Origin of the sequence: Streptomyces sp. NBC_01498, assembly GCF_036327775.1 — a bacterium.
In the GTDB taxonomy this organism is placed as follows: Bacteria; Actinomycetota; Actinomycetes; order Streptomycetales; family Streptomycetaceae; genus Streptomyces.
The window spans coordinates 6590966-6617641 of sequence record NZ_CP109598.1 but is presented as its reverse complement, the minus strand read 5'-3'; the positions used below and the strand labels follow the sequence as shown (position 1 = coordinate 6617641).

Annotated in this window: 24 protein-coding genes; 16 read left to right on the top strand and 8 right to left on the bottom strand. The window is 72.4% G+C overall.

The annotated features are described in order from the left end of the window. The first annotated feature begins 50 nt into the window (after window positions 1–50). Complete coding sequence (locus tag OG875_RS28270; protein ID WP_443079210.1) at window positions 51–1145, top strand: NAD(P)-binding domain-containing protein; 1095 nt, start codon at window positions 51–53, stop codon at window positions 1143–1145. A gap of 105 nt (window positions 1146–1250) precedes the next feature. On the opposite strand, the gene mltG is transcribed toward OG875_RS28270, so the two are convergent. After that, on the bottom strand, window positions 1251–2111 hold the full coding sequence (mltG, locus tag OG875_RS28265; RefSeq protein ID WP_330177057.1) for an endolytic transglycosylase MltG: 861 nt from the start codon (window positions 2109–2111) through the stop codon (window positions 1251–1253). Between the two features lie 69 nt (window positions 2112–2180). Continuing rightward, the gene (locus tag OG875_RS28260) at window positions 2181–4055 is read right to left on the bottom strand and encodes an ABC transporter ATP-binding protein (RefSeq protein ID WP_330177056.1); all 1875 of its coding nucleotides are present in this window, start codon (window positions 4053–4055) and stop codon (window positions 2181–2183) included. 197 nt (window positions 4056–4252) lie between these two features. Here OG875_RS28260 and OG875_RS28255 point away from each other — a divergent pair, with 197 nt between their 5' ends. From OG875_RS28255 to OG875_RS28245, 3 genes are all read left to right on the top strand, one after another. Continuing rightward, window positions 4253–4708 carry a MarR family winged helix-turn-helix transcriptional regulator gene (locus OG875_RS28255; protein WP_330177055.1) on the top strand — a complete coding sequence of 152 codons (456 nt, stop codon included), beginning with the start codon at window positions 4253–4255 and terminating at the stop codon, window positions 4706–4708. A 159-nt stretch (window positions 4709–4867) separates the two neighbouring features. Then, a complete protein-coding gene (locus OG875_RS28250) occupies window positions 4868–6739 on the top strand; it encodes an ABC transporter ATP-binding protein (protein ID WP_330177054.1) in 1872 nt (623 codons plus the stop codon). Further along, window positions 6736–8526, top strand: a complete 1791-nt coding sequence (locus tag OG875_RS28245; RefSeq protein ID WP_330177053.1) for an ABC transporter ATP-binding protein — start codon at window positions 6736–6738, stop codon at window positions 8524–8526. Before OG875_RS28250 ends, OG875_RS28245 begins: the two co-directional genes overlap by 4 nt. A 312-nt stretch (window positions 8527–8838) precedes the next feature. Here OG875_RS28245 and OG875_RS28240 read toward each other — a convergent pair whose 3' ends face one another. Next, on the bottom strand, window positions 8839–9630 hold the full coding sequence (locus OG875_RS28240; protein ID WP_330177052.1) for a metal-dependent hydrolase: 792 nt from the start codon (window positions 9628–9630) through the stop codon (window positions 8839–8841). A gap of 112 nt (window positions 9631–9742) precedes the next feature. On the opposite strand from OG875_RS28240, the gene OG875_RS28235 reads away from it, so the two are divergent. From OG875_RS28235 to OG875_RS28220, 4 genes are all read left to right on the top strand, one after another. Further along, on the top strand, window positions 9743–12325 hold the full coding sequence (locus OG875_RS28235) for a DEAD/DEAH box helicase (protein WP_330177051.1): 2583 nt from the start codon (window positions 9743–9745) through the stop codon (window positions 12323–12325). Between the two features lie 37 nt (window positions 12326–12362). Beyond that, window positions 12363–13298: an acyl-CoA thioesterase gene (locus OG875_RS28230; protein WP_330177050.1), complete on the top strand. Its 936-nt coding sequence runs from the start codon at window positions 12363–12365 to the stop codon at window positions 13296–13298. Continuing rightward, entirely contained in the window at window positions 13298–13789 is a 492-nt protein-coding gene (locus tag OG875_RS28225; RefSeq protein ID WP_330177049.1) for a glutathione peroxidase, read from the top strand. Before OG875_RS28230 ends, OG875_RS28225 begins: the two co-directional genes overlap by 1 nt. 203 nt (window positions 13790–13992) lie before the next feature. After that, window positions 13993–14484, top strand: a complete 492-nt coding sequence (locus OG875_RS28220) for an excalibur calcium-binding domain-containing protein (RefSeq protein ID WP_330177048.1) — start codon at window positions 13993–13995, stop codon at window positions 14482–14484. A 486-nt stretch (window positions 14485–14970) separates the two neighbouring features. On the opposite strand, the gene OG875_RS28215 is transcribed toward OG875_RS28220, so the two are convergent. Continuing rightward, complete coding sequence (locus tag OG875_RS28215) at window positions 14971–16212, bottom strand: acyl-CoA dehydrogenase family protein (RefSeq protein WP_330177930.1); 1242 nt, start codon at window positions 16210–16212, stop codon at window positions 14971–14973. A 162-nt stretch (window positions 16213–16374) separates the two neighbouring features. Between OG875_RS28215 and OG875_RS28210 the strand changes: the two genes are divergently transcribed. Beyond that, a complete protein-coding gene (locus tag OG875_RS28210) occupies window positions 16375–17037 on the top strand; it encodes a TetR family transcriptional regulator (RefSeq protein WP_330177047.1) in 663 nt (220 codons plus the stop codon). Window positions 17038–17103: 66 nt separating this feature from the next. Here OG875_RS28210 and def read toward each other — a convergent pair whose 3' ends face one another. Further along, window positions 17104–17640: a peptide deformylase gene (def, locus tag OG875_RS28205; RefSeq protein WP_330177046.1), complete on the bottom strand. Its 537-nt coding sequence runs from the start codon at window positions 17638–17640 to the stop codon at window positions 17104–17106. Between the two features lie 510 nt (window positions 17641–18150). On the opposite strand from def, the gene OG875_RS28200 reads away from it, so the two are divergent. The 7 genes from OG875_RS28200 (at window position 18151) to rpmG (ending at window position 24150) form a co-directional block, all read left to right on the top strand. Further along, window positions 18151–19389: a MurT ligase domain-containing protein gene (locus OG875_RS28200; protein WP_330177045.1), complete on the top strand. Its 1239-nt coding sequence runs from the start codon at window positions 18151–18153 to the stop codon at window positions 19387–19389. Window positions 19390–19421: 32 nt separating this feature from the next. Then, the gene (locus OG875_RS28195) at window positions 19422–20150 is read left to right on the top strand and encodes a type 1 glutamine amidotransferase (protein WP_330177044.1); all 729 of its coding nucleotides are present in this window, start codon (window positions 19422–19424) and stop codon (window positions 20148–20150) included. Window positions 20151–20409: 259 nt separating this feature from the next. Continuing rightward, window positions 20410–21435 carry a 6-phosphofructokinase gene (locus OG875_RS28190; RefSeq protein ID WP_330177043.1) on the top strand — a complete coding sequence of 342 codons (1026 nt, stop codon included), beginning with the start codon at window positions 20410–20412 and terminating at the stop codon, window positions 21433–21435. A gap of 144 nt (window positions 21436–21579) precedes the next feature. Continuing rightward, window positions 21580–22530: a cytochrome c oxidase assembly protein gene (locus OG875_RS28185; protein WP_330177042.1), complete on the top strand. Its 951-nt coding sequence runs from the start codon at window positions 21580–21582 to the stop codon at window positions 22528–22530. A gap of 99 nt (window positions 22531–22629) precedes the next feature. Beyond that, on the top strand, window positions 22630–22794 hold the full coding sequence (locus OG875_RS28180; protein WP_330177041.1) for a hypothetical protein: 165 nt from the start codon (window positions 22630–22632) through the stop codon (window positions 22792–22794). 156 nt (window positions 22795–22950) lie between these two features. Then, window positions 22951–23922 (top strand): NADP-dependent oxidoreductase, encoded by a 972-nt coding sequence (locus OG875_RS28175; RefSeq protein ID WP_330177040.1) that lies wholly within the window; start codon window positions 22951–22953, stop codon window positions 23920–23922. 63 nt (window positions 23923–23985) lie between these two features. Further along, a complete protein-coding gene (gene rpmG / locus OG875_RS28170) occupies window positions 23986–24150 on the top strand; it encodes a 50S ribosomal protein L33 (RefSeq protein ID WP_330177039.1) in 165 nt (54 codons plus the stop codon). Between the two features lie 426 nt (window positions 24151–24576). Here the strand turns inward: rpmG and OG875_RS28165 are convergent, their stop codons facing one another. From OG875_RS28165 to OG875_RS28155, 3 genes are all read right to left on the bottom strand, one after another. Further along, on the bottom strand, window positions 24577–25716 hold the full coding sequence (locus tag OG875_RS28165; RefSeq protein WP_330177038.1) for an SPFH domain-containing protein: 1140 nt from the start codon (window positions 25714–25716) through the stop codon (window positions 24577–24579). A 137-nt stretch (window positions 25717–25853) separates the two neighbouring features. Continuing rightward, a complete protein-coding gene (locus OG875_RS28160) occupies window positions 25854–26075 on the bottom strand; it encodes a hypothetical protein (RefSeq protein ID WP_330177037.1) in 222 nt (73 codons plus the stop codon). A 104-nt stretch (window positions 26076–26179) separates the two neighbouring features. Beyond that, window positions 26180–26638, bottom strand: a complete 459-nt coding sequence (locus OG875_RS28155) for a hypothetical protein (RefSeq protein WP_330177036.1) — start codon at window positions 26636–26638, stop codon at window positions 26180–26182. Between the last annotated feature and the right edge of the window lie 38 nt (window positions 26639–26676).

The window sequence follows — 26676 nt, the reverse complement described above, 5'->3', positions numbered from 1 at the left end:
CATCCTGCCGTGCCGGGATGATCCGCGCGCCCCCGTCTGTTGGTAGAAACGTGAACGACTTGGGTGAGGCGCGGGCGGTACGGGACGTGGACGTCGTGGTCGTCGGCGCGGGGCAGGCCGGGCTGTCGGGCGCCTATCATCTGCGGCGCTCCGGGCTGGAGCCCGACCGGGACTTCGTGACGCTCGACCACGCGCCCCGACCGGGCGGTGCCTGGCAGTTCCGGTGGCCCTCGCTCACGTACGGGAGGATCCACGGGATGCACGCGCTGCCCGGCATGGAGCTGACCGGCGCCGACGGGGCGCGGCCGTCGTCCGAGGTGATCGGGGAGTACTTCGCCGCGTACGAGGAGCGGTTCGGTCTGCGGGTCCGGCGGCCCGTGGACGTGTCGGCGGTCCGGGAGGGCGGCGGGGGGCGGCTGCGGGTCGAGACGTCGGACGGCGTCTGGTCGGCGCGGGCCCTGATCAGCGCCACGGGCACCTGGGACCGGCCCTTCTGGCCGCGTTACCCGGGGCAGGAGACTTTCCGGGGCCGCCAGTTGCACACGGCGGGCTATCCGGGGCCGGGCGCGTTCGCCGGGCTTCGGGTGGTGGTCGTCGGCGGTGGGGCCTCGGGGACGCAGCATCTGATGGAGATCGCGGAGGTGGCGGCGGGAACGACCTGGGTCACGCGCAGGCCGCCGGTCTTCCGGGAGGGGCCGTTCGACGAGGAGTGGGGGCGGGCGGCCGTCGCGCTGGTGGACGAGCGGGTACGGGCCGGGCTGCCGCCCCGGAGCGTGGTGTCGGTGACGGGGCTGCCGGTGAACGAGGCGATCGCCCGGGCGCGTGAGCGGGGGGTGCTCGACCGGCTGCCGATGTTCGACCGGATCACCCCGACCGGTGTGGCCTGGGACGACGGGCGGCGGGTGGACGCCGATGTGCTCCTGTGGGCCACCGGGTTCCGTCCGGCGATCGGGCATCTGGCGCCGTTGGGGCTGCGCGAGCCGGGGGGCGGTGTGCGGGTCGAGGACACGCGTGTCGCACGGGACGAGCGCGTCCATCTGGTCGGGTACGGGCCGTCGGCCTCCACGATCGGCGCCAACCGGGCGGGGCGGGCGGCCGTACGCGAGATCCGGGCCCTGCTGGAGCGGGAGCCCGTCCTCGTCTGAGGAGGTCCGAGGAGGTCCGAGGAGGTCGAGGAGGTCGAGGAGGTCCGGGGAGGTCGAGGAGGTCCGGGGAATCCGTCGGGCGGCCACCCCTCGTGGGTCCGCCGTTCAGTTCTCGGCGGCGCTCCGGTTGGCGTTGAACTCCTCGACGTTGCGGCGGTGTTCCGCGTAGTCGGCGGTGAAGCGGGTGTCCCCCGGCGCGACCGTCACGAAGTACAGCCAGTCGCCCCGCGCCGGGTTGATCGCCGCGTCTGTCGCCTGCTGTCCGGGGTTGCCGATCGGGGTGGGCGGCAGGCCCTTGGACGCGTAGGTGTTGTAGGGGGTTTCCGTCCTGAGGTCGGAGTGCGTGGTGTCGAGTGTGCTGCGGTTCAGGGCGTAGTTGAGGGTCGAGTCCATCTGGAGCGGCATGTCCCGGGCGAGCCGGTTGTGCACGACGCGCGCGACCTTCGCCATGTCGGCGGCCGTGGCGGCTTCGGCCTGCACGATGCTGGCGATGGTGACCGTCTGGTACACCGTCACGCCGTTGCGGCGGGCGCCCTCGGTGACGTGGTCGGCGCCGAAGCGCTGCCGCGCGGTGTCGACCATGTGGGCGAGCAGCTCGCCCGGGGTGGTGTCGGTCCCGACCGGATAGGTGGCCGGGAAGAGATACCCCTCGGGGTTGCGCTTGGCGGCGCCGGGGAGGGGGAGCCGGGCCGTGGCCGCCGCCTTCGCGGTGGTGCCGCGCGGGACGTGGAGGAGCCGGTCGACGGAGTCGTACACCTGGCTGGCGCGCCGTCCCTCGGGGATCAGCAGCGGCACCGTCTTCGGTTTTCCGGCGGGCGGTTCCCCGGTGGCCCAGATTCCCACGAGCACGGCCGCCGCGACGGCGGTGACCGCCGTCGCGATCAGGACCAGGCGGCCTCGGCGGGTCGTTCGGGGTCGGGGTCGTGGTCCGGGCCGGGAGGACGCGCGCGGGGGCTCGTTCGTCATGCGGGCACGCTAACCCGGACAAAGCACCGATTCCGGCATCGCGTCCGGGACGAGGCGGACCGCCGTCCGTCAGGACACGGCCACGCGCGCGTCCGCCGCCGGTTCGGCCGACGGGCCGGTCGACGGGCCGGGGTCCGTCGTCGCGGCCGTCCCGTCCCTGCGGACGAGCGCCGCGTACCGGCCGTCCCGGGCGAGCAGCTCCTCGTGCGTGCCGCGTTCGGCTATGCGCCCCGCGTCGAGGACGACGATCTGGTCGGCGTCCCGCACCGTCGAGAGCCGGTGCGCGATGGTGATGGTCGTACGGCCCTGCGAGAGCGCGTCGATGGCCTGCTGGACCGCGCGTTCGGTTCGGGTGTCGAGCGCGCTGGTCGCCTCGTCGAGGACGAGCACCGGCGGGTCGCGCAGGATGGTGCGGGCGATCGCGAGCCGCTGCTTCTCGCCGCCGGAGAACCGGTATCCCCGCTCGCCGACCAGGGTGTCGTACCCGTCGGGCAGGGAGGCGATGTGGTCGTGGATCTGGGCCGCCCCGGCCGCCGCCTCGATCTCCTCGTCCGTCGCGTCGGGCTTGGCGAAGCGGAGGTTGTCGGCGACGGAGGCGTGGAAGAGATACGTCTCCTGGGAGACGACGCCGACCGCGCGGGCGAGGGTGTCGAAGGACAGGTCGCGTACGTCGACCCCGTCGAGCAGGACCCGTCCGCCCGTCACGTCGTACAGCCGCGGCACGAGATAGCTGAGCGTCGACTTGCCCGATCCGGTGGGACCGACGACGGCGAGGCTGCCGCCCGCCGGGACGGTCAGCTCCACCCCGTGGAGGGTGTTGCCGTCCTTCGCGTCGTAGCTGAAGTCGACGCCCTCGAAGCGCACTTCGCCCCGGACCGGGTCGAGCGGCACCGGCTTCTCCGGCTCGGTGATGTCGACCGGCAGATCGAGATACTCGAAGATGCGCTGGAACAGCGCGAGCGACGTCTGCATCTGCACGCCGGTGGCCAGCAGGCTCACGGCGGGACGGAAGAGTCCCTGCTGGAGCGAGACGAAGGCGACGAGCGTGCCGAGGGAGACGAGGGTGCCGCCGGACTGGAGGACGACGCCGGCCACCCAGTAGATGACGGCGGGCATGGCGGCCATGACGATGCCGATGACGGACATCCGCCACCGCCCCGCCATGTTGGACCGCACCTCCAGGTCGACGAGCTGCTCGGACTCGGCGGCGAAGGACGTGGTGAGCGAATCGGCGCGGCCCATCGTGCGGCCGAGGAGGATGCCGCTGACCGACAGGGACTCGGTGACGGTGGCGGCCATCGTGGCCATCTGCTTCTGGCGCTGGAGGGTGATCCGTTTGCGTTCCCGGCCCACCCGGCGGCTGATCCAGACGAACACCGGGAGCAGGAGCAGCGAGACCACGGTCAGCCGCCAGTCCAGCGCGAGCATGGCGACGACGGTGGCGACGACGGCGGTGAGGTTGGAGACCAGCGACGTCGCCGTGGAGGTGACCGTCGCCTGCATGCCGCCGATGTCGTTGGCGATCCGGGACTGCACCTCGCCGGTACGGGTGCGGGTGAAGAACGCGAGGGGCATGCGCTGGAGCTGCGCGTACACCGCCGTGCGCAGGTCGTGCATGACCCGCTGGCCGACGGTCGTGGAGATGAGGGTCTGGATCACGCCGAAGACGCTGCTGAGGACGGCGGTGAGGATCATGCCGAGCGCGAGCAGGCTGAGCAGCCCGGTCCGGCCCTCCGGGATGGCGGTGTCGAGGATCTCGCGCAGCATGAAGGGCGAGGCGACGGCCACCAGGGACGAGGCGCCGACGAGCAGGCCGACGACGGCGAGCCTGCCCCGGTAGGGGCGGAAGAGACGGAAGATGCGGCGCAGCTGGGCCGGCGGCTCGGGCAGGGACGGATCGGGACGCAGGGCCGAGGGCTTCCAGGTCGACAGTTCGGACTTCATGGGCTCCTTCGAGGATGTCGGAAAATTCGTCCGGAGACTCATCCGGGGTGTGTCTACAGATGTGTCGGGAGATGTGGGGGACATCGGTGGCCGCCGGTGTCTTTCGGTTGTCTTTCGGACCTGGCGGCACGTCCTGGATGAGCCTAGCTCACTGTTACCTATATTCACAATGCATGTGGTCCTGTTAGTGTTCCGCCATGAGCACCCCCGACGCCGACGGCCTGCTGGCCGAACAGCTCCTGCGGCTGACCCGCCGGCTCCATCGCGTCCAGAAGCGCCATCTGGAGCCGATCGGGATCACCCCCGCGCAGTCCCGGCTGCTGCGCACGCTCGCCTTCTACGACAGCCCGCCGCGCATGGCGGATCTCGCCGAGCGGCTGGAAGTGGTCCCCCGCGCGGTGACGAGCCTGGTCGACGGACTGGAGTCGAGCGGCTGCGTCCGCCGCGCCCCCGACCCGACCAATCGCCGGGTGATCAGGATCGAGCTCACGGAGACCGGGCGTGGTGTGCTGCGCGCGCTGCGCGACGCGCGCCGGTCGGCGGCCGAGGACATCCTCGCCCCGTTGACGGGGGACCAGCGCGAGGTGCTCGGCGGGCTGCTGTCGGCTCTGGTGGGCGGTCCGGTCGACGGTGTGCCGGGCCGGCGCCGCTGAGCGGCGCCCACCATCCCCGGGCGGCCCGTCGGTCGCCGCCGCGACGGCCTCCCGGCTCCCGTTGCCGGGTTGGCCGAGAAACGAATAATCGATTGCCCCGGACCGGGCGCCGGGGACAACCTTGCACGGTTTGGGCCATCCACGACTCACTGGGACGTCATGCAGATTCGCGATCTTCCGTATCCCGATCCGGGGAAACCCGACGCCCGGTCAGGACCGCGTTTCCTGTACTGGCTCGGGCGCAATCAGCTGGGTGGACAGCTCAAGTCGCTCTCCTGGGGGCTGCTGCACCAACTGGGCGTCGCCGGGCTCCCGCTGGGGGCCGGGCTCGCCGTGCAGGCCGTCGTGGACCGCTCGGGCGGGCGCCTCGCGGTGGCCGGCCTCGTCATCGCCCTGTTCGGTGCCGCGATCACCCTCGGCGACACGATGCTGCACCGCGCGGCCGTCACCAACTGGATCACCGCGGCCTCCCGGGTCCAGCAGCTGCTCTCCCGCAAGACCGCCGAACTCGGCTCGGCGCTGACCCGCCGGGTCGCGGCCGGCGAAGTGGTCGCGGTCTCCACGGGTGACGTGGAGAAGATCGGCTGGTTCGTCGAGGCGCTGTCCCGGTTCCTGGCCGCCGCGATCGCGGTCGTCGTGGTCTGCGTCGGCCTCGTGCTGTTCGTGCCGGAGATCGGCGTGGTCGTGGCCCTCGGCGTCCCGGTGCTGGCCCTCTCCGTCCTGCCGCTGCTCCCCCGCGCCACCCGGCGCGCCGACGTGCAGCGGGAGAAGGCGGGCCGGGCGACCGAGCTGGCCGCCGACACGGTGGCCGGGCTCCGGGTGCTGCGCGGCATCGGCGGCGAGGAGCTGTTCCTCACCCGCTACCGGTCCGCGTCGCAGGAGGTCCGCGCGGCGGCCGTCCGCAGTGCCCGTATGTGGGCGCTGATCTCGGCCGTCCAGGTGTTCCTGCCGGGCGTGCTGCTGATCACGGTGGTCTGGTACGGCGCGGGCCTGGCGGGCGACGGCCGGATCTCGGTCGGCGAACTGGTCACCGTCTACAGCGCGGTGACCCTGCTGCTCTTCCCGCTGCGGCACTTCGAGGAGATCGCCATGGCCTACTCCTTCTCCCGGCCGTCGGCGACCCGCGCCGCCCGCGTGCTGCGCCTGGAGCGCACCTCCTACGACAGCGAGCGCGGCGGTCTGGACGACTCCCGGCCGACCGGGGACCTCTTCGACCCGGCCACCGGACTGCTCGCCCCCGAGGGAAAGCTGACCGCCGTCGTGTGCGGCGACCCCGACGCGGCCGGGCGGCTGGCGGAACGGCTGGGCGGACACCCGGCCGACGACGAGAAGAGCCCGTCCGTCCTGCTCGGTCCGGTCGCGCTGGACGACCTTCCGCTGGACGCGGCGCGCGCCTCCGTCCTGGTCCAGGACAAGGACCCCGTGCTGCTGTCCGGCACGCTCGCGGAACTGCTGGACGTGCCCGCCTCCGGTGACGTGGCGCACAAGGACGCGCTGGACGCCGCGCAGTGCGACGACGTGCTGGCCGCCCTCGCGCAGGCGTCGGTCGACGGCAGCGGCGACCCGCTGCGCTCACGCGTCACCGAGCGCGGCCGGTCGCTCTCCGGCGGCCAGCGCCAGCGGCTCGCACTGGCCCGCTCGCTGGTCGCGGACCCGGAGGTGCTGGTCCTGGACGAGCCGACGTCGGCCGTCGACTCGCACACGGAGGCGCGGATCGCGGAAGGGGTACGGCGCCTGCGCGGCGGCCGTACGACGGTCGTCTTCGCGTCGTCCCCGCTGCTGCTCGACCGGGCCGACACGGTGGTGTTCCTCCACGACGGGAAGGTCGCGGCCACGGGCACCCACCGGGAGCTGCTGCGCGACGACCCGCGCTACCTGGGTGTCGTCACCCGCCGTACGGACGACGAGGCCGAGGCCGAGACCGATTCCGCCGGCGCCGCGACCGATCACGCCGACGGGGCCCCGGCCGACCGGCTGCCCGCCCCGCTGAAGACTCCGGAACTGCTGGAAGAGATCGAGGAATCCGCATGATCGGCGTGGCACCACCGGAGTACGACCCGGCGGCACCGGAGTCGGCCACGACCCTGCCCGTCGCCCGCCCGGCGACCGTACGGGCCTATGTCGTGGAGCTGCTGCGGCGGCACCGCACGGCGTTCACCCTGCTCGTCGTCGTCAACGCGGTGGCGGTGATCGCCTCCATGACGGGCCCGTATCTGCTCGGCGGCGTGGTCGAGGGCCTGTCCTCGGGCGCCCGGGGGGCGAAGGAGCTTCATCTGGAGCGGACGGCCGCGATCTTCGCGGTCGCGCTGGTCGTCCAGGCCGTCTTCACCCACAAGATGCGGCTGCGCGCCGCGATGCTCGGCGAGGAGATGCTGGCCGATCTGCGCGAGGACTTCCTCGTCCGGTCGGTACGGCTGCCGCCCGGTGTCCTCGAACGCGCGGGCACCGGTGATCTGCTGTCCCGCATCACCACCGACATCGACCGGCTGGCCAACGCGATGCGTGAGGCCGTGCCCCAGCTCGCCATCGGTGTGGTGTGGGCGGGGCTGCTGATCGGCGCGCTGGCCGTCACCGCGCCGCCACTGGCGCTCACGGTGCTGGTGGCGACACCGCTGCTGGTCGCGGGCTGCCGCTGGTACTTCAGACGGGCGCCGTCGGCGTACCGCGCGGAGGCGGCCGGGTACGCGGCGGTCGCCGCCGTGCTCGCCGAGACCATCGACGCGGGCCGGACCGTCGAGGCGCACCGCCTCGGCCGCCGCCGGGTGGCGCTGTCCGACCGGCGCATCAAGGAGTGGACGTCGTGGGAGCGCTACAACCTCTGGCTGCGCTCGGTGCTCTTCCCGGTCATCAACCTCACCCACGTCACGATCTTCCTCGCGACGCTGGTGGGCGGCGGTGCCTTCGTGCTCCAGGGGTGGCTCACGGTCGGCCAGCTCACGACCGGTGCGCTGCTCGCACAGATGCTGGTGGACCCGGTGGGGCTCATCCTGCGGTGGTACGACGAACTCCAGGTGGCGCAGGTGTCCCTCGCCCGTCTGGTCGGCGTCCGGGAGATCGAACCGGACGACGGTGACGAGAGCGTCGTGCCGGACGGCCGGGAGGTCAGTGCCGACCGGGTCGACTTCGGTTACCGGGAGGGCGTCGACGTGCTCCACGAGGTGACGCTCGATGTCGCTCCGGGTACGCGCGTGGCGCTCGTCGGACCGTCCGGCGCGGGCAAGTCCACGCTGGGGCGGCTGCTCGCCGGGATCTACGCCCCGCGCCGGGGCCGGATCACGCTCGGCGACGCCGAGCTGTCGCGGATGCCGGCGGAGCGGGTGCGCCGCCATGTCGCCCTGGTCAACCAGGAACACCATGTGTTCGTGGGCACCCTGCGCGACAATCTGCGGCTCGCCCGCGCGGACGCGGCGGATGCCGAGCTGTGGGCGGCGCTCGGCGCGGTCGACGCGGACGGCTGGTCGCGCGCGCTGGACGGCGGGCTCGACACGGAGGTCGGCTCGGGCGCCACGACACTGACGCCCGCCCAGGCGCAGCAGATCGCGCTGGCACGGCTGGTGCTCGCCGATCCGCACACGCTGGTCCTGGACGAGGCGACGTCGCTGCTCGACCCGCGCGCCGCCCGGCATCTGGAACGGTCGCTGGCGAAGGTGCTGGACGGCCGTACGGTCGTGGCGATCGCCCACCGGCTGCACACCGCGCACGACGCGGACGTGATCGCGGTGGTCGAGGACGGCCGGGTCAGTGAGCTGGGCAGCCATGACGAACTGGTGGCGGCGGGGGGCGCGTACGCGGCGCTGTGGCGTTCCTGGCACGGCTGACCGGGGCGGGCGGGCCGGGGGCGGGGCCGGGCGGGATGTCCCGGACCCGGTGTACGGCCGGTCGGCTCGTACGGCTCACGAAACGGCGTCCGGGCGGGCGCGGGGGGCTCGCCCGTACGCGCTGCCGGGCGCCGGGCGGTCGCGAGAGGCGACCGTCCCGGTGCCCGGTGGGAACGGGGGCGTGTGCTGCCGCTGCGCGGGGCCTGTTCCCATACCGGCCCCTTCCCGTAACCGGGGCTCCGCCACGGGCCCCGTACGGCCTTCGGCCGTGCGCCGTGCCCCTCAAACGCCGGGCGGGCTGAAAGTCAGCCGTCAGATCACGTTCAGTGCCGCCGCGCCGCCCACCCCGCCCAGCAGCATGAACAGCGGCATCAGCACCTTCAGCTCCACCCAGCTCCCGGCCCGGAAGCGGATGGCCTTCGGCGGGCCGATCGGGTACCAGCGCTTGCGGCCGACCGGTATCGGCCACAGGATCGGGCAGCCCGACACCGTCAGGGCGTCACCGACGTCGTGCACCAGCGCGCCCAGGACGATCGGCAGCCCCAGCCACAGGTACTCCTGGCCGGGGCCGGTGAACAGCCAGTCCGCGCCGTTGCCGGGCTGGTCCAGCACGCCCGCCAGGATCCACGCGCTCGTCGCGCCCAGCAGCCACACCAGGACGTCGCTGGAGACCCGCGCCGCCCGCCACAACAGCCCTTCGACGGCCAGCACCATGTGGATGAAGAGCAGCGCGAGCACCGCCCAGCGACCGCCGAGGACCGCGACGGCGGAGGCGCCGCCGCCGATCGCGACGGCCCAGAGCCAGGTGTGGGTGAGGGTGCGGTGGCCGCCGGTCCGGCGGGCGTCCCCGGGTTTCTTCGTCGCCTTGTAGACGGCGAACGACATCTTGTCGACGATGCCGCACATCGCCTTGGACACCGGTCCGAAGGCCCGTGAGATGGTCGCCGACTTGTGGTCGAGGTCCGGGGCGAGTGCCGCTCCCGCGCAGATCAGCGCGCCGACGACCAGCACCGGCCAGGGCATGGGACGGTCGGCCGCCGCAGCGGCGGCGCCCACTCCCAGCCAGGCCGCCGCGCCCGACAGCGAGTGCGCCGGCCCCATCATGGTCGTCCCCGCATGGTTGGTCCCGCCCCCGTCGTCGCCTGTGCCGCCACGTGCCGATACGGGCCCCACCACCGTTGTGTCGAGGCCCAGTTGACACGGCAGCGTATCGCCCATGATCTTCGGCCGGTCGTCCGGTTCCCTGATCCGGACGGAAGACAGGCAAGATGGTGACGTGACCCTTATCGATCAGCTGCCGCCGGATGCCGACCCCGATGCCCTCTTCGAGTCCTTCTCGTCCTGGGCCGAGGGTGAGGGGATCACGCTCTATCCGGCTCAGGAGGAGGCGCTGATCGAGGTGGTCTCCGGGGCCAACGTGATCGTCTCCACCCCCACCGGCTCGGGAAAGAGCCTGATCGCGGCGGGTGCGCACTTCACGGCGCTGGCCCAGGACAAGGTCACCTTCTACACCGCGCCGATCAAGGCGCTGGTGTCGGAGAAGTTCTTCGACCTGTGCAAGCTCTTCGGTACGGAGAACGTCGGCATGCTGACGGGCGACGCGTCCGTGAACGCCGACGCGCCGGTCATCTGCTGTACGGCGGAGGTGCTGGCGTCCATCGCCCTGCGCGACGGGAAGCACGCCGACATCGGCCAGGTCGTGATGGACGAGTTCCACTTCTACGCGGAGCCGGACCGGGGCTGGGCCTGGCAGATCCCGATCCTGGAGCTGCCGCAGGCCCAGTTCATCCTGATGTCGGCGACGCTCGGTGACGTGTCGCGGTTCGAGGAGGACCTGACACGCCGTACGGGCCGGCCCACCTCCGTCGTACGGTCGGCGACGCGTCCGGTGCCGCTGAGTTACGAGTACCGGCTGACCCCGATCACCGAGACGCTGACCGAGCTGCTGGAGACCCGTCAGGCGCCGGTCTACATCGTGCACTTCACGCAGGCGGCGGCCGTCGAGCGCGCGCAGTCGCTGATGAGCATCAACATGTCCTCGCGCGACGAGAAGGACCGGATCGCCGATCTGATCGGCAACTTCCGTTTCACCACCAAGTTCGGCCGCAACCTGTCCCGTTACGTACGCCACGGGATCGGGGTGCACCACGCGGGGATGCTGCCGAAGTACCGCCGGCTGGTCGAGAAGCTCGCGCAGGCCGGTCTGCTGAAGGTGATCTGCGGTACGGACACGCTCGGCGTGGGTGTCAACGTCCCCATCCGTACGGTGCTGTTCACCGCCCTCACCAAGTACGACGGCACCCGGGTACGCACCCTGCGCGCCCGTGAGTTCCACCAGATCGCGGGCCGGGCGGGCCGGGCCGGCTTCGACACGGCGGGCTTCGTCGTCGCGCAGGCGCCCGAGCATGTCGTGGAGAACGAGAAGGCGCTCGCGAAGGCGGGCGACGACCCGAAGAAGCGCCGCAAGGTGGTGCGCAAGAAGGCCCCCGAGGGCTTCGTCGCCTGGTCGGAGAGCACGTTCGACAAGCTGATCGACTCCGACCCGGAGCCGCTGACCTCGCGTTTCCGGGTCACCCACACGATGCTGCTGTCGGTCATCGCCCGGCCGGGCGACGCCTTCGCGGCGATGCGCCACCTGCTGGAGGACAACCACGAGCCGCGCAAGCAGCAGCTGAGGCACATCCGGCGCGCGCTCGCCATCTACCGTTCGCTGCTGGACGGCGGGGTGGTGGAGCGGCTGGAGACCCCGGACGCGGAGGGCCGCACGATCCGGCTGACCGTCGACCTCCAGCAGAACTTCGCGCTCAACCAGCCGCTGTCGACGTTCGCGCTGGCCGCGTTCGAACTGCTGGACCCGGGCTCGCCCTCGTACGCGCTGGACATGGTCTCCGTCGTGGAGTCGACCCTGGACGATCCCCGGCAGATCCTCGCCGCGCAGCAGAACAAGGCACGCGGCGAGGCGATCGGGCAGATGAAGGCCGACGGTGTCGAGTACGAGGAGCGGATGGAACGGCTCCAGGAGTTCACGTACCCGAAGCCGCTGGAGGAGCTGCTGTGGCACGCGTACGAGGTCTACCGCACCAGCCACCCGTGGGTCGGCGACCACCCGGTGTCGCCGAAGTCCGTCATCCGTGACATGTACGAACGGGCCATGACCTTCACGGAGTTCACCTCGCACTACGAGCTGGCCCGCACCGAGGGCATCGTGCTGCGCTATCTGGCGAGCGCGTACAAGGCGTTCGAGCACACCATCCCCGACGATCTGAAGTCGGAGGACCTGGAGGATCTGATCGCCTGGCTGGGCGAGATGGTGCGCCAGGTCGACTCCAGTCTGCTGGACGAGTGGGAGCAGCTGGCCAACCCCGAGGTGGAGACGGCCGAGCAGGCGCAGGAGAAGGCCGACCAGGTCAAGCCGGTCACGGCCAACGGCCGGGCCTTCCGGGTGCTGGTGCGCAACGCCATGTTCCGCCGGGTCGAGCTGGCGGCACTGGACAAGGTGTACGAACTGGGCGAGCTGGACGCCGAGTCGGGGTGGGACGCGGACGCCTGGGGCGCGGCGATGGACGGGTACTGGGACGAGTACGAGGAGCTGGGTACCGGTCCCGACGCGCGCGGGCCGAAGCTGCTCGGTATCGAGGAGGAACCCGAGCACGGGCTGTGGCGGGTCCGGCAGTCGTTCGCCGATCCGAACGGCGACCACGACTGGGGCATCAGCGCGGAGGTCGACCTCGCCGCGTCGGACGAGGAGGGCCGGGCGGTGGTCCGGGTCACCTCGGTCGGGCAGCTGTCCGCCGTCTGAGCGTCCCGTCCGATCACGACCCTGGAGCACGAGAACCATGACGAATCCCGCCGAGGGCCTGGTCGATCTGCTGGATCTGGAGCGGATCGAGGTCAACATCTTCCGGGGCCGCAGCCCGCACGAGTCGCTCCAGCGGGTCTTCGGCGGCCAGGTGGCCGGCCAAGCCCTGGTGGCGGCCGGGCGCACCACGGAGAACGACCGCCCGGTCAACTCGCTGCACGCGTACTTCCTGCGGCCCGGCGCGCCCGGGGTGCCGATCGTCTACCAGGTGGAGCGGGTGCGGGACGGCCGGTCGTTCACGACCCGGCGGGTCACGGCGGTGCAGGAGGGCCGGACGATCTTCAATCTGACGGCGTCCTTCCACCACCCGGAGGAGGGCGGTTTCGAGCACCAGCTGCCGCCGCGCCTCGACTTCCCGGACCCGGAGTCGCTGCCGTCGGTGGCGGACGAGGTGCGGGAGCATCTGGGCGGGCTGCCGGAGGCGTACCAGCGGATGGCGCGCCGCCAGCCGTTCGACATCCGTTACGCGGAGCGGCTGCGCTGGACGACGGAGGAGATCGAGGACGCCGATCCGCGCAGCGCGGTGTGGATGCGCGCGGTGGGTCCGCTGGGCGACGACCCGCTGACGCACACGTGCGCGCTGACGTACGCGAGTGACATGACGCTGCTGGACGCGGTCCGCATCCCGGTCGAGCCGCTGTGGGGGCCGCGCGGGTACGACATGGCGTCGCTGGACCACGCGATGTGGTTCCACCGGCCGTTCCGGGCCGACGAGTGGTTCCTGTACGACCAGGAGTCGCCGATCGCGACCGGCGGGCGGGGTCTGGCGCGGGGCCGGATCTACGACCGCGCGGGCCGGCTGCTGGTCTCGGTCGTCCAGGAGGGGTTGTTCCGCAAGCTCGGCGGCCGGGGCGCGGCGGCGGGGGCGACAATGGACGGGACCGACGGGAACGACCGCTCCGAGGAGACCTGATGACCACTGTGTACGACATCCCGCTGCGCACCCTGACCGGTGAGCCGACGTCCCTGGCCGCCTACCGGGGCCGCGCGGTACTGGTGGTGAACGTCGCCTCGAAGTGCGGCCTCACACCGCAGTACGAGGGCCTGGAACGGCTTCAGCGGACGTACGGCGACCGGGGTCTGACCGTCGTCGGCGTGCCCTGCAACCAGTTCGCGGGCCAGGAGCCGGGCAGCGCCGAGGAGATCGCGACGTTCTGCTCGGCGACGTACGGGGTGAGCTTCCCGCTGCTGGAGAAGTCCGAGGTCAACGGCGACAACCGGCACCCCCTGTACCGGGTGCTGACGGAGCGCGCCGACGCGGACGGCGAGGCGGGCGACGTGCAGTGGAACTTCGAGAAGTTCCTGATCTCCCCGGACGGCGAGGTGGTGGCCCGCGTCCGCCCCGGCACGGAGCCCGAGGCCCCGGAGGTCGTCACGGCGATCGAGGCGCAGCTTCCCGCGTAACGGATCCCCGCCCGGTGCCCGGCCCGTGACCATGGGCCGGGCACCGCTGTGCCGGGGCCCGGCCGGACTGCCCGGACAGCGGCGCGTCCATCAAGTACCCATGTTTTCATCACAGTTGGGGCACAACGGGAAGGACGGTCCGGCAAGGGGGCAAGGGGCACCGCTACGTTCATCCCCTCACGAAGCAGTCCTTGGGGGGACACATGAGCTTTTCACCACCCGCCGCGCCCGGTCCGAACCCGTACGTGGGGCCGCCGACGCCGCCTCCGGGCCGTCCGGGGTGGACCCGGAAGCGGGTGCTGCTGCCGTCGGTGGCGGTGCTGTTCCTGCTGGGTGTGATCATCGGCGGGGCGGACACCTCGCAGGGGACGACGGCCGAGGCGCGGCCGGGTCCCACGTCGACGGTCACCGCGACCGTGTCCGCCACCCCCGAACCGGCCGTGACGCGGACGGTGACGGCCGCCCCGAAGCCGGCGCCGACCGTCACGAAGACGAAGACGGTCCGGGTGACGGTCGCACCCGCCGCCGACGGCAGCGGCGACAGCGGCGGGTCGGGCGGCTCGGACACGGGCGGCTCCACGTACTACGCCAACTGCACGGCGGTACGCGCGGCGGGCGCCGCCCCGATCCGTACGGGCGACCCCGGCTACGGCAGCCACCTGGACCGCGACGGCGACGGCGTCGCCTGCGAGTGACGGGCCGGTCCCCCGTGCGCGGCCCCGGCCCCGGGCCGCCGGACCCGCGCAGACCTGGAACACCCGGCAGGGCCATTCCGTGTCCGGCGCACGACGCCGTCCGTCCGGGAGTGGACGGCGTCCCGCCGGCGGGCGCGACCGCGACGTGGAGGACCGGCCTCGTGCCGGGGCTCCCCGGCCCCCTCCGGCAGGACCCCCAGCCTGCCGGGCGTCGCGCGCCGGCCAGGGACGTGCCGGACACGGCCCAGGCCGTGTCCGACACAGAGTGCCTGGCGCGCGACGCCCGGCACGCACGCTCTCCCCCGTAGCCCCCGAGGGGGCCCGGGAGGAGCACCGTGCGTTGTCGGAGCCGGCCGAGTACGCCCGGACCATCCGCAACGACGGTCCTCCGCCTCGCGACCGCACGCACCGGCGGGGGCATCAGCCGCTCCGCGACGGGCGCACGCCCCGCCCCGCGGGCGTACGACACCAAGTGCCGGACACGGCCTAGCGGATCGGCATCCCCGACAGGGTGCGGGCGATGACCAGGCGCTGGATCTCGCTCGTGCCCTCGAAGATGGTGTAGATCGCGCTGTCGCGGTGCATCCGCTCCACGGGGTACTCCCGGGTGAAGCCGTTGCCGCCGAGGATCTGCACGGCCTGCGCGGTGACCTGCTTGGCGGTCTCGCTCGCGTACAGCTTCGACATGGAGCCCTCCGCCGAGGTGAAGGGGCGGCCCGTGGCCGCCATCCAGGAGGCGCGCCACACCAGCAGCCGGGCCGCGTCGATCCGGGTGCGCATGTCGGCGAGCTGGAAGGCGACGCCCTGGTTGTCGATGATGGGGCGGCCGAACTGGCTGCGCGTCTTCGCGTAGTCCAGCGCCACCTCGTACGCGGCGCGGGCGGTGCCCACGGCCATGGCGCCGACGGCGGGGCGGGACGCCTCGAAGGTCGCCATGGCCGCGTTCTTCACGCGCTGGCCGGCCGCGCCCGTGCCCGCCGCCGCCCCGGCCTCGCGGGCGCGGGCCAGCCGTTCGTCCAGTTTCTCCTTGCCGCCGAGCAGGCAGTGACCGGGGATCCGTACGTCCTCCAGGACCACCTCGGCGGTGTGGGAGGCGCGGATGCCGTGCTTCTTGAACTTCTGGCCCTGCGACAGGCCGGGTGTGGCGGGCGGGACGATGAAGGAGGCGTGCCCCTTGGAGCCCGCGCCGGGGTCGACCACGGCGACCACGACGTGCACGTTGGCGATGCCGCCGTTGGTCACCCAGGTCTTGGTGCCGTTGAGCACCCATTCGTCCCGGGCCTCGTCGTACACCGCGCGAGTGCGCATGGCCGCGACGTCGGAGCCCGCGTCGGGCTCGGATGAGCAGAAGGCGGCGACCTTCACGTCGTCCGCGTCGCCGTACATCTGCGGTATCCAGGTGCCTATCTGTTCGTCGGTGCCGTTGGCGAGGACGCCGACGGCGGCCAGTCCGGTGCCGACGATGGACAGTCCGATGCCCGCGTCGCCCCAGAACAGTTCCTCCATCGCCATGGGGAGGGAGAGGCCCGTGGGGTCGAAGTACTGCTGCGCGTAGAAGTCGAGGGAGTAGACACCGACCTTGGCGGCTTCCTGGATCACGGGCCAGGGGGTCTCCTCCCGCTCGTCCCACTCGGCGGCGGCCGGGCGGACGACATCGGCGGCGAACCCGTGCAGCCAGTCGCGCACCTGCCTCTGGTCGTCGTTGAGTTCGAAGGTGAACTCGGACATCGTCTCCTCCAGCACAGCTCTTCCTGCATGTTACTTGCGGTAACAACAGTCTGTTACCGGCAAGTAGAGGATGTCAACCTGCGGCGGCGCGGTCAGCGGGGGTGCCGGGCTTGGTGTTACGTTGCCGGGGCGTCACGGAATCGCTCGGGCGGGGAGACACCCATGGGGACCACACAGCAGGCCGACCAGCACCGCTCGGCCCATCAGCGCCGCCGCCAACTCCTGGAGGCCGCCGACCGGGTCGTCCTGCGCGACGGGCCCAAAGCCTCCATGAACGCCATCGCGGCCGAGGCCGGCATCACCAAACCCATCCTCTACCGCCACTTCGGCGACAAGGGCGGGCTCTACCGCGCCCTGGCGAAGCGTCACACGGACGCGCTGCTCAGCGCGCTGAAGGCGGCGCTCGACGCGCCCGCCGACCGGCGCGCCCGGGTGGAGGCCACGCTGGACACGTATCTCGCGGCGATCGAGGCCCGCCCCCAGGTGTACCGGTTCCTGATGCATCCCGCCGACAGCGCCGCCGACGCCACCGACGCCCAGCTCCCCGAGGGCGGCTTCGACGTGGGGCGCCACTCGGCCCCGCTGCTGCGCCGCCTCGGCGAGGAGCTGGCCGTCGTCATCGAGGAGCGGGTCGACCTCGGCCCGGACAGCGCGCCGCTGGCCCGCGTCTGGGGTCACGGGATCGTCGGCATGATGCACGCGGCCGGTGACTGGTGGCTCGGCGAACGCCCCTGCTCCCGCGCGCAGTTGGTGAGCAGTCTGGCCGATCTGCTGTGGGGCAGGCTGTCGCTGGTGGACGACCGGGCGGGCAGCGCGGGGCTCTGACCGTACGGCGCGGGCGGCGACCGTACGCGGCACGTCCGGCCGTGCGGCGGGCTCCGCGCCCCCGGCTCAGCTCCAGGACGCGCGCCGTGCCGCCCGCAGCACCCGCGCCTTGCGCATCCCCGTCAGCCGGTCCGGGTAGACCAGACCCTCCAGATGGTCGCACTCGTGCTGGAGGCAGCGCCCGAAGAAGCCGGTGCCGTGGATCCGTACGGGCGCGCCGTCCGCCGTCACGCCCTCCACCACCGCGTGGTCGAACCGCTCGGTGCCCGCTTCGAGGCCCGGCAGCGACAGACAGCCCTCGGCGCCCCGCAGGACGATGCCGTCCGCCGCCACCAGCCGGGGGTTGACGACATGACCGAGGTGGCGGACCTCCTCGTCGTCGGGACAGTCGAAGACGAACACCCGCAGCGGCACACCGATCTGGTTCGCCGCCAGCCCGACCCCGTTCGCCCGGTACATCGTCGCGAACAGGTCCTCGACCAGCCGCGCGAGCGGCGGCCCGAAGTCGGTGACGGGCGCGCAGGGCGCGTGCAGGTCCGGGTCGCCGAGCAGCCGCAGCGGACGGACGCGTCCACTGCTGCCGGGGATGCGGCGGTCTCGCATGGTCTGGGTCGCTCCGTCCGGGCCGGTTGCCGGCGCACCGGCCGTCCGCGGGCACCGCACACCCCGGGTGCCGGTGAAGTCCGCGCCGCCGCGACCGGGTTCGGCCGTCGCCCGCTCGTCAGGGTACGTGGGACGGCGCCGCCGCGCGTCCTCCCCGGCCGGTATGTGAAGGACCACCGGGGGCCGGGTGGCGGTGCTGTGCGGGCCCCGTGCAGTCGTACGGCACGGTCGTCACGGCCCACGCGTCCGGCACGGACCGCGACCGGCGCCCCGGCGGTCGCGGGCGGGGGCGCGCAACCGGCGCGAATGCCGCGTCGGCGGGAAAACACCCCGTCCCGGAGGCCGGAAATCCTCGCGCCGGGCGCCGGCGGCTCCCGCGCGCGGCCGGCGGCGGTCGCCGATCAGGCGTACGTGTGACAACGATCGGACTGTTCTCCGGTGCCGTGGTTCGGGCCCGTGCACGTATCTCGATAGGCTTAAGCCGGACCGACGCGAGGAGGATCAAGGACGATGGCAGGCAACACGGACCCGCTGTCGCCGCGGGCCAAGCTGGCCGTGACGGCAGGCAAGGCCGCAGCGGCGGTGTCGCGCGCTGCGGGACGCGGCAGCGGATCGGTGATCGGCGGCAAGGTGGCGTTGCGGCTCGACCCGGATCTGCTGGCGGCTCTCGCGCAGCATCTGGACGTCGTGCTGGTGTCGGCGACGAACGGCAAGACGACCACCACCCGGCTCATCGCCGAGGCCCTGCGGGCCAGCGGCCCCGTGGTGTCGAACGCGCTGGGCGCGAACATGCCGGCCGGTATCACCTCCGCCCTCGCGGGCGGTTCGGACGCCAAGTACGGCGTGATCGAGGTGGACGAGAAGTACCTCGCGGGTGTCGCGCGCGACACCACGCCCAAGGCGATCGCCCTGCTCAACCTCTCCCGCGACCAGCTCGACCGGGCCGCCGAGACCCGGATGCTCGCCGAGCACTGGCGTGAGGGGCTGGCCGGCACGAAGGCCGTCGTCATCGCCAACGCCGACGACCCGCTGATCGTCTGGGCCGCCTCGTCGTCCCCGAACGTGGTCTGGGTCGCCGCCGGGCAGGAGTGGAAGGACGACGCCTGGTCCTGCCCCGCCTGCGGCGGTGTGATGCAGCGTCCGGGCGACGACTGGTTCTGCGGGCAGTGCGGTTTCCGCAGACCCGCGCCGAGCTGGGCGCTCCACGGCGACCATGTGCTGGACCCGCACGGCTCCGCCTGGCCGATCCACCTCCAGCTGCCCGGCCGCGCGAACCGCGCGAACGCCGCGACCTCCGCCGCCGTCGCCGCCACGTTCGGGGTGCCCCCGCAGGTCGCCCTGGAGCGGATGTACCAGGTGCAGGCCGTCGCGGGCCGCTACGACGTGGTGTCGTTCCTCGGCCGTGACCTGCGGCTGCTGCTGGCGAAGAACCCGGCGGGCTGGCTGGAGACGTTCTCGCTCATCGACCCGCCGCCGACGCCCGTCATCCTCGCGGTCAACGCCCGCGGCGCCGACGGCACGGACACCTCCTGGCTGTGGGACGTGGACTACACGCGGCTGGCCGGGCACCCGATCTTCGTCATCGGTGACCGCAAGCTCGACCTCGCCGTGCGTCTGGAGGTCGCGGGTCTGGACTTCCGGGTGTGCGAGACGGCCGACGAGGCCGTACGGATGGCACCGCCCGGACGGATCGAGGCGATCGCCAACTACACGTCCTTCCAGGACCTGCGCCGGCGCGTCGGCAATTGAGAAGGACCAAGAGGGAGAGGGACGAGCGAGCGATGAGCGACAACAGTCTGCGGCTGGTGTGGATCTACCCGGACCTGCTGAGCACGTACGGGGACCAGGGCAACGCGCTGGTCGTGGAGCGCCGGGCCCGGCAGCGCGGTCTGGACGTCACGCGGGTCGACGTACGCAGCGACCAGCCGGTGCCGACCTCCGGGGACATCTATCTCATCGGCGGCGGCGAGGACCGGCCGCAGCGGCTGGCGGCCGAGCGGCTGCGCCGTGACGGCGGTCTCAACCGGGCGGTGTCCAACGGCGCGATCGTGTTCTCGGTCTGTGCCGGTTACCAGATCCTCGGCCACGAGTTCGTCAACGACCTGGGCGAGCGGGAGGCCGGGCTCGGGCTGCTCGACGTGGTCTCCACCCGGGGCGAGGGCGCGCGCTGCGTCGGGGACGTCCTGGGCGACGTCGACCCGCGCCTCGGACTGCCGCCGCTGACCGGATTCGAGAACCACCAGGGCATCACCCATCTCGGCCCGACGGCACGGCCGTTCGCGCGGGTGACACTCGGCCGGGGCAACGGGACGGGCGACGGCACGGAGGGCGCGTACAACGACACGGTGTTCGGCACGTACATGCACGGTCCGGTGCTGGCGCGCAACCCGCTCATCGCGGATCTGCTGCTGAAGCTGGCTCTCGACGTGAACGCGCTGCCGCCGGCGGACGACCGCTGGTACGAGGCGCTGCGCGCCGAGCGGATCGCCGCCGCGACACAGCCCGCCTGACACCCGGCGCTCCGCGGCGCCCGGCGCTCCGCGGCGCCCGGCGCTCCGCGGCGCCCGACGCTCCTGGCGGCTCGCCGCCCGAGCGGCGTTCCGGCGCGCGGGGTGTTCCTCCTCCGGCCGACGCTCTCCGTTCGGCCGGAGGGCGTCCAGCAGTCGGACGCATGGTTCGGCCCCGCCACCCCGCGCCGGTAGGGTGGCGGGGATTCAGCCGGACGACGTGGTCCGGTCGTCGGCCCACGTTGCAAAGGTTCTCCGGGCAATGCGAATTGGTGTGCTCACCTCCGGTGGCGACTGCCCCGGTCTCAATGCGGTGATCCGGTCCGTGGTGCACCGCGCCGTCGTCGACCACGGTGACGAGGTCATCGGCTTCCACGACGGCTGGAAGGGCCTTCTGGAGTGCGACTACCGCAAGCTCGACCTCGACGCGGTCGGCGGCATCCTGGCCCGCGGCGGCACCATCCTCGGTTCCTCGCGTGTCCAGCCCGCGCATCTGCGTGACGGTGTGGAGCGCGCCCGGGGGCATGTGGCCGACCTGGGTCTCGACGCGATCATCCCGATCGGCGGTGAGGGCACCCTCAAGGCGGCCCATCTGCTCTCCGAGGCGGGGCTGCCGATCGTCGGCGTACCGAAGACCATCGACAACGACATCCCCTCCACGGACGTGACCTTCGGCTTCGACACCGCCGTCGGTGTCGCCACCGAGGCGCTGGACCGGCTGAAGACCACGGCCGAGTCCCACCAGCGGGTGCTGATCGTGGAGGTCATGGGCCGGCACACGGGCTGGATCGCGCTGCACTCGGGCATGGCCGCCGGCGCGCACGCCATCGTCGTCCCGGAGCGGCCCTTCGACATCGGTGAGCTGACCGAACTGGTCGGCAAGCGGTTCTCGGCGGGCAAGCGGTTCGCGATCGTGGTGGTCGCCGAGGGCGCCAAACCCCGCGAGGGCTCGATGGAGTTCGACGTCGGCGGCAAGGACGTGTACGGGCACGAGCGCTTCGCGGGCGTCGCCCGGCAGCTCTCCGTGGAGCTGGAGGAACGCCTGGGCAAGGAGGCGCGTCCGGTGATATTGGGGCATGTCCAGCGTGGCGGGACGCCGACCGCGTACGACCGGGTGCTGGCGACCCGGTTCGGCTGGCACGCGGTGGAGGCGGCGCACCGGGGCGAGTTCGGCATGCTGACGGCGCTGCGCGGCACGGACATCGTGATGGTGCCCCTCGCGGAGGCCGTGGAGACGCTGAAGACGGTGCCGGCGGAGCGGTTCGCCGAGGCGGAGTGCGTGCTCTGACCGGCCGCGCAGCACACCCCAGCACTTCGGTGCGGTGACTACGACGACCTGCCCCCGGCCGCGAACGGCGCCGGGGGCGGTTCTACTCTGGTCCCGGGTGCGGACACATCGCACCATTCGGGTCGTGGCGGCGGGAGAGCACGGATGGATCACAGCGGGCACGGCACGTCGACGGATCTGCCGCCGTTCACGCTGAGCCGCGCCCTGGAGTTCTCCCCCGACGCCTGCTTCGCGATCGGCTGTCTGCTGGCCCTGGCGCTGTACGGCTGGGGCGTGCTGCGGCTGCGGGCACGGGGCGACGACTGGTCGCCGGGGCGCACGGTCGCGTTCGTGCTGGGGGTGCTGAGCGTCGCGCTCATGATGTGCACCGCGCTGAACGACTACGGCATGGTCATGTTCAGCGTGCACATGGTCCAGCACATGGTGATCAGCATGGTCTCGCCGATCCTGCTGCTGCTGGGCGCGCCGGTGACCCTGGCGCTGCGGGCGCTGCCGGTGGCGGGCCGGGGCCGCAAAGGACCGCGTGAGGTGCTGCTGGCGGTCCTGCACAGCCGGTTCGTACGGTTCGTGACACATCCCGCCTTCACGATCCCGCTGTTCATCGCGAGCCTCTACGGTCTCTACTTCACCCCCCTCTTCGACTTCCTCATGGAGTCGAAGCCGGGGCATGTCGCGATGATGGTGCACTTCCTCTCCGTCGGGCTGGTCTTCTTCTGGCCGATCATGGGCGTGGACCCGGGGCCCCACCGGCCCGGTTATCTGATGCGGATGCTGGAGCTGTTCGCCGGGATGCCGTTCCACGCGTTCTTCGGGATCGCGCTGATGATGGCGAGCGAGCCGATGGTGCGGGCGTACGACAGTCCCCCGGCGTCCCTGGGCATCGACGCGCTCGCCGACCAGAACGCGGCGGGCGGTATCGCGTGGGCCTTCAGCGAGATCCCGTCCGTCCTCGTGCTGATCGCGCTGGTGTACCAGTGGTACCGGTCCGACCAGCGGCAGGCCAAGCGCTCGGACCGGGCGGCCGACCGGGACGGCGACAAGGAGCTGGCGGCGTACAACGCCTACCTCGCGTCGTTGCGGACGCGCGGCCGGTAGCTGCGGCCGGTGGCGCGGCCGGTGAGGGCGGACAGTAGCGCGGAACCCACCTTTCGGGTGACGATGGTCCTCACGGCCTCGGCCAGGAGGAGGACGTCCATGTCCGGATCCGGATCCACGAAGGCGATGGGGATACTGACCGTCGGCGCGCTGGTTGTCGTGACGGCGTACACGGCGGCGCTGGGGAGCAACGGCTGGCTCTGGTTCGGCTGGGTGGTGCTGGGGATGGTGACGCTCGCGATGGTCGCCGCGCGCAACGGCTGAGCCGGGGGCCGGGCCCGGGGGACGGGGCGGGGGCCAAGGGGGGACAGAGGAGCGGGGCGGGGGTCCGGGGGTACGTTCTCCGGTGTCGAAGATCGATCCACCGCACGCCGAACCTCGCACCCCGAATCCCTCGCACCCCCAGGAGACGTGACCGACATGAGCAGTGAACCGACGATGCGCGCCGTCGTCCAGGACTCCCTCGGCGGCCCCGAGGTCCTGCGCCTCGCCGACCTTCCGCGCCCCCGCCCCCTGCCGACCGAGGTGCTCGTCCGGGTGCGCGCGGCGGGGGTGAACCCGGTGGACTGGAAGTCCCGCGAGAGCGGCGGCATCGCCGGTCTGCTGGGCGAGCCGCCGTTCGTCCTGGGCTGGGACGTGTCCGGGGTCGTGGAGGAGGTCGGCTTCGGTGTGCACACGCTGAAGGTGGGCGACGAGGTGTACGGGATGCCCTGGTTCCCGCGCCCGGCCTCCGCGTACGCCGAGTATGTGACCGCGCCCTCACGGCAGTTCGCGCTCAAGCCGCGCACGATCGACCACGCCGCGGCGGCGGCCGTGCCGCTGGCCGGGCTGACCGCGTGGCAGGCACTGGTGGACGCGGCGGGCGTGGAGGCGGGCCGGCGGGTGCTGATCCACGCGGCGGCGGGCGGGGTCGGACATCTGGCGGTGCAGTTCGCCAAGCACCTCGGGGCGCATGTGATCGGCACGGCGAGCGCCGCGAAGCACGACTGGCTGCGGGAGCTGGGCGCGGACGAGGTCGTGGACTACACGCGGGTGCGGTTCGAGGAGGCGGTGAGCGACGTGGACGTCGTCATCGATCTGGTGGGCGAGGGGCACGACGCGACCACCACCCGGTCGCTGGAGACGCTGCGGCCGGGCGGCACGATCGTCGCCGTCCCGTCGGGGGTGGCGCCGGAGGTGCTGGCGGGCGCCCGTGCGCGGGGGCTGAACGCGACGGCCTTCCTGGTGGAGCCGGACGGTGCCTCCCTCGCCCGGATCGCCGCCCTGATCGACGCGGGCACGGTACGGGTCGGGGTCGAGGACGTCCTGCCGCTGGCGGAGGCGGCCGAGGCGCACCGGCGGGTCCAGGAGGGGCGTACGCGCGGCAAGATCGTCCTGAGCGTCACCGACTGACCCGGCCGGTGGAGATGCCCGGGGCGTTTTGAAAACGGGAACCATTGTCGTACGTTGGACGGCATGGCACGCGACGACATACGCCCGGTGGTACGGCTCCGCTCCACGGCGGGCACCGGCCACACCTACGTCACCCGCAAGAACCGCCGCAGCGATCCGGACCGGATGGTCCTGCGCAAGTACGACCCGGTCGCCCGGCGGCACGTCGAGCACCGCGAGGAGCGCTGACCCCGGGGCCCGTATCCAGGGCCCTGACGAAAAGCGCCTGCTCGCGGCTGCCCGACGCGGCGGCGGTCACTCGCCCTGGGCAAAGGCACGCCGTACACGCCGGGCATGGTGCCCGGCGTGCAGCGCGCGGGTGGCGAGCCCCACTCGGCCCGGCGTGTACCGCCGGTGGCGGGCCCCGCTCCTCGGGCCCCACTCCTCGGGGGCGACCTGCTCGGTACTCCGCTCCGGACGCTCCAGGAGCTCGCGCCCCGTCCACACGGGCCCGTACGAGCCCCACATCGGTGTGTGCCCGGCCGTCCTCCCGGACGGCCGGGAGAACCGCCTGAACGGCACCGCCGTGCCACCCGCACCACCACCCGCACCACAACGCGCGACCCGGCCGGTGTCATCGGCCGGGTCGCGCGTTGTCGTGCGGGCGCAGTCGGGTCAGGCGGCCCGGTTCAGCTTCTTCGCCGCGTCGTCCTGGTCCCGGCCCGCCGGGGCCCCGGTCGAACCGGTGCGTCCCTGGAGCGAGTTGAGGATGGTCATGCCCTGGCCGACCAGCCCGGCCGCCATCTCGTTGACACCGTCGGTGCCGTTGAGGACGGTGAGGTTGGACTCCGCGAGGCCCTTGGCCGCCGCGTCGGCCAGCTCCGGCAGCACCTCGACGACCCGGTTGGCCGCCAGCAGCTCCTGGTTCCCCTCGCGCAGGGAGAGGGCGCGCGCGGTGTTCGCGTCGGCCTGGGCCTGGGCGAGGGTCCGCTGCCGGTACGCCTCCGCGTCGGCCGGCCGCCGTACCTCCGCCTCCAGCCGCTGGGCGGCCAGCATCGCCTGCCGCTCGGCCAGTGCCGTCTGCTCCTCGATGACGTCCTGGGACGCCTTCGCCTCGGCGAGCGGTCCGGCCTGCGAGGCCCGCGCCCGTACCTGCTCGGTCTCCGCCTGGAAACCGGCCCGCTTGATCGAGGTGTCCCGCTCGTACTCGGCCTTCAGGGCCGCCGCCTGCTGTTCGCGCTCGGCGGCCTCCTGGTCGGCCCGCGCGGCGGCGATACGGGCCTGGCTCGCGACGGCAGCGGCGTGCGGCGCCGCCAGGTTGTTGATGTAGCCGGTGGCGTCCTCGATCTCCTGGATCTGAAGGGCGTCCACGACGATGCCGAGCTTCTCCATCTCACTGTGGCTGGCCGCCTTGACCTCCTGGGCGACCCGGTCCCGCTCCCGGATGATCTGCTCGACGGTCAGTCCGCCGACGATCGACCGCAGGTGACCGGCGAAGATCCGGCCGACCAGCTCCTCCATCCGGTCCTGCTCGGCGAGGAAGCGCCGGGCGGCGTTGGCGATCGACACGGCGTCGTCGCCGACCTTGAAGACGGTCACCGCGCGTACGGTCAGCCGGATGCCCTGCTGGGTGACGCACTCCTCGGCTATCTCGGCCTCCCGCAGGGCCAGGGACAGCATGCGGGCCTTCTGCTTGACGGGGAGAACGAAGCTGCCGTGACCGGTGACGATCCGGAACTGAGTGTCCTGGACCTGACGTTTGGAACCGGAGATCAGCATCGCCTCGTTCGGTGCCGGAACACGCCAGAACAACATGAGGAAACTCCTGTCCCGCCGCGCACGCACGCGCCGCGACGACATCGCCATGTGATTGCGCCATACATGTATGCACGGCGACCCGCGGCCGGACGGATCCACGCCGACGCGCCGCCGGGCCGGACACCTCGGCGGCCTCAGTCGGGCAGCGGCTCCACCCGTACGGAGCGGGCCGAGACCCGGTCCGTCACGAGCACCTGGACATTCGCGCCCACGGGCCGCTCCGACCAGGCGGCGTACGCCTCGGAACCACCGCGTACGGCGACCAGGACCTCCCCGGGGCCGTCCTGCGGAATAGGGACGGTGATGCGGCCCACCGCACCCACGGGACTCTGTGCGGAGTCATCTGTGACGGACATGAACCGTTGTCCTCACCTCCGGCGTTCGGCACGCCCCCGCTCAGTCTCAGGCTACTCCGGAGGCATGCCGGCGGCCGGGTGGAAGAGATTCGCCGGGGGGCCGCTCAGTGGACGCCGCCGCGCCGGGGACGGAACAGCAGCAGATACACCGTGGCGACGACGGCGACCGCCTCGGCCACGACGCTGGCCGTCTTGTCGCTGTACCAGAACGGCTCGTACATGTTCGGGAACGGCCCCAGCTTGCCGACGTCCACATAGCGGTAGATCAGCAGCAGCGCGAGGCCGCCCGCCGCCACCGACCAGGCGAAGAGGTCGGCCGGCAGCCGGCGCCAGACGAGGACGAGCAGCGCGGCCAGTGCCGCGAGCCCCGCCTCGATCCGGAAGAGGGTGCCCTGGCTGATGCTCGCCGTGACCTCGTCGTACTGCTCGGCCAGATGCGCGTGCAGATACGCGTCGACGGCGAGCCCGGCCGCGGCGAGCAGCCGCATCACACCCCGTACGACGCGGCCCGCACCGCCCCGGCGCGCGTGCGAGGGAGGCGGGGCGGGTGGCGGAGAGGACATCAGGGTCTCCCTTCGCGCCGCGGCCGGAGCCGCCGCAC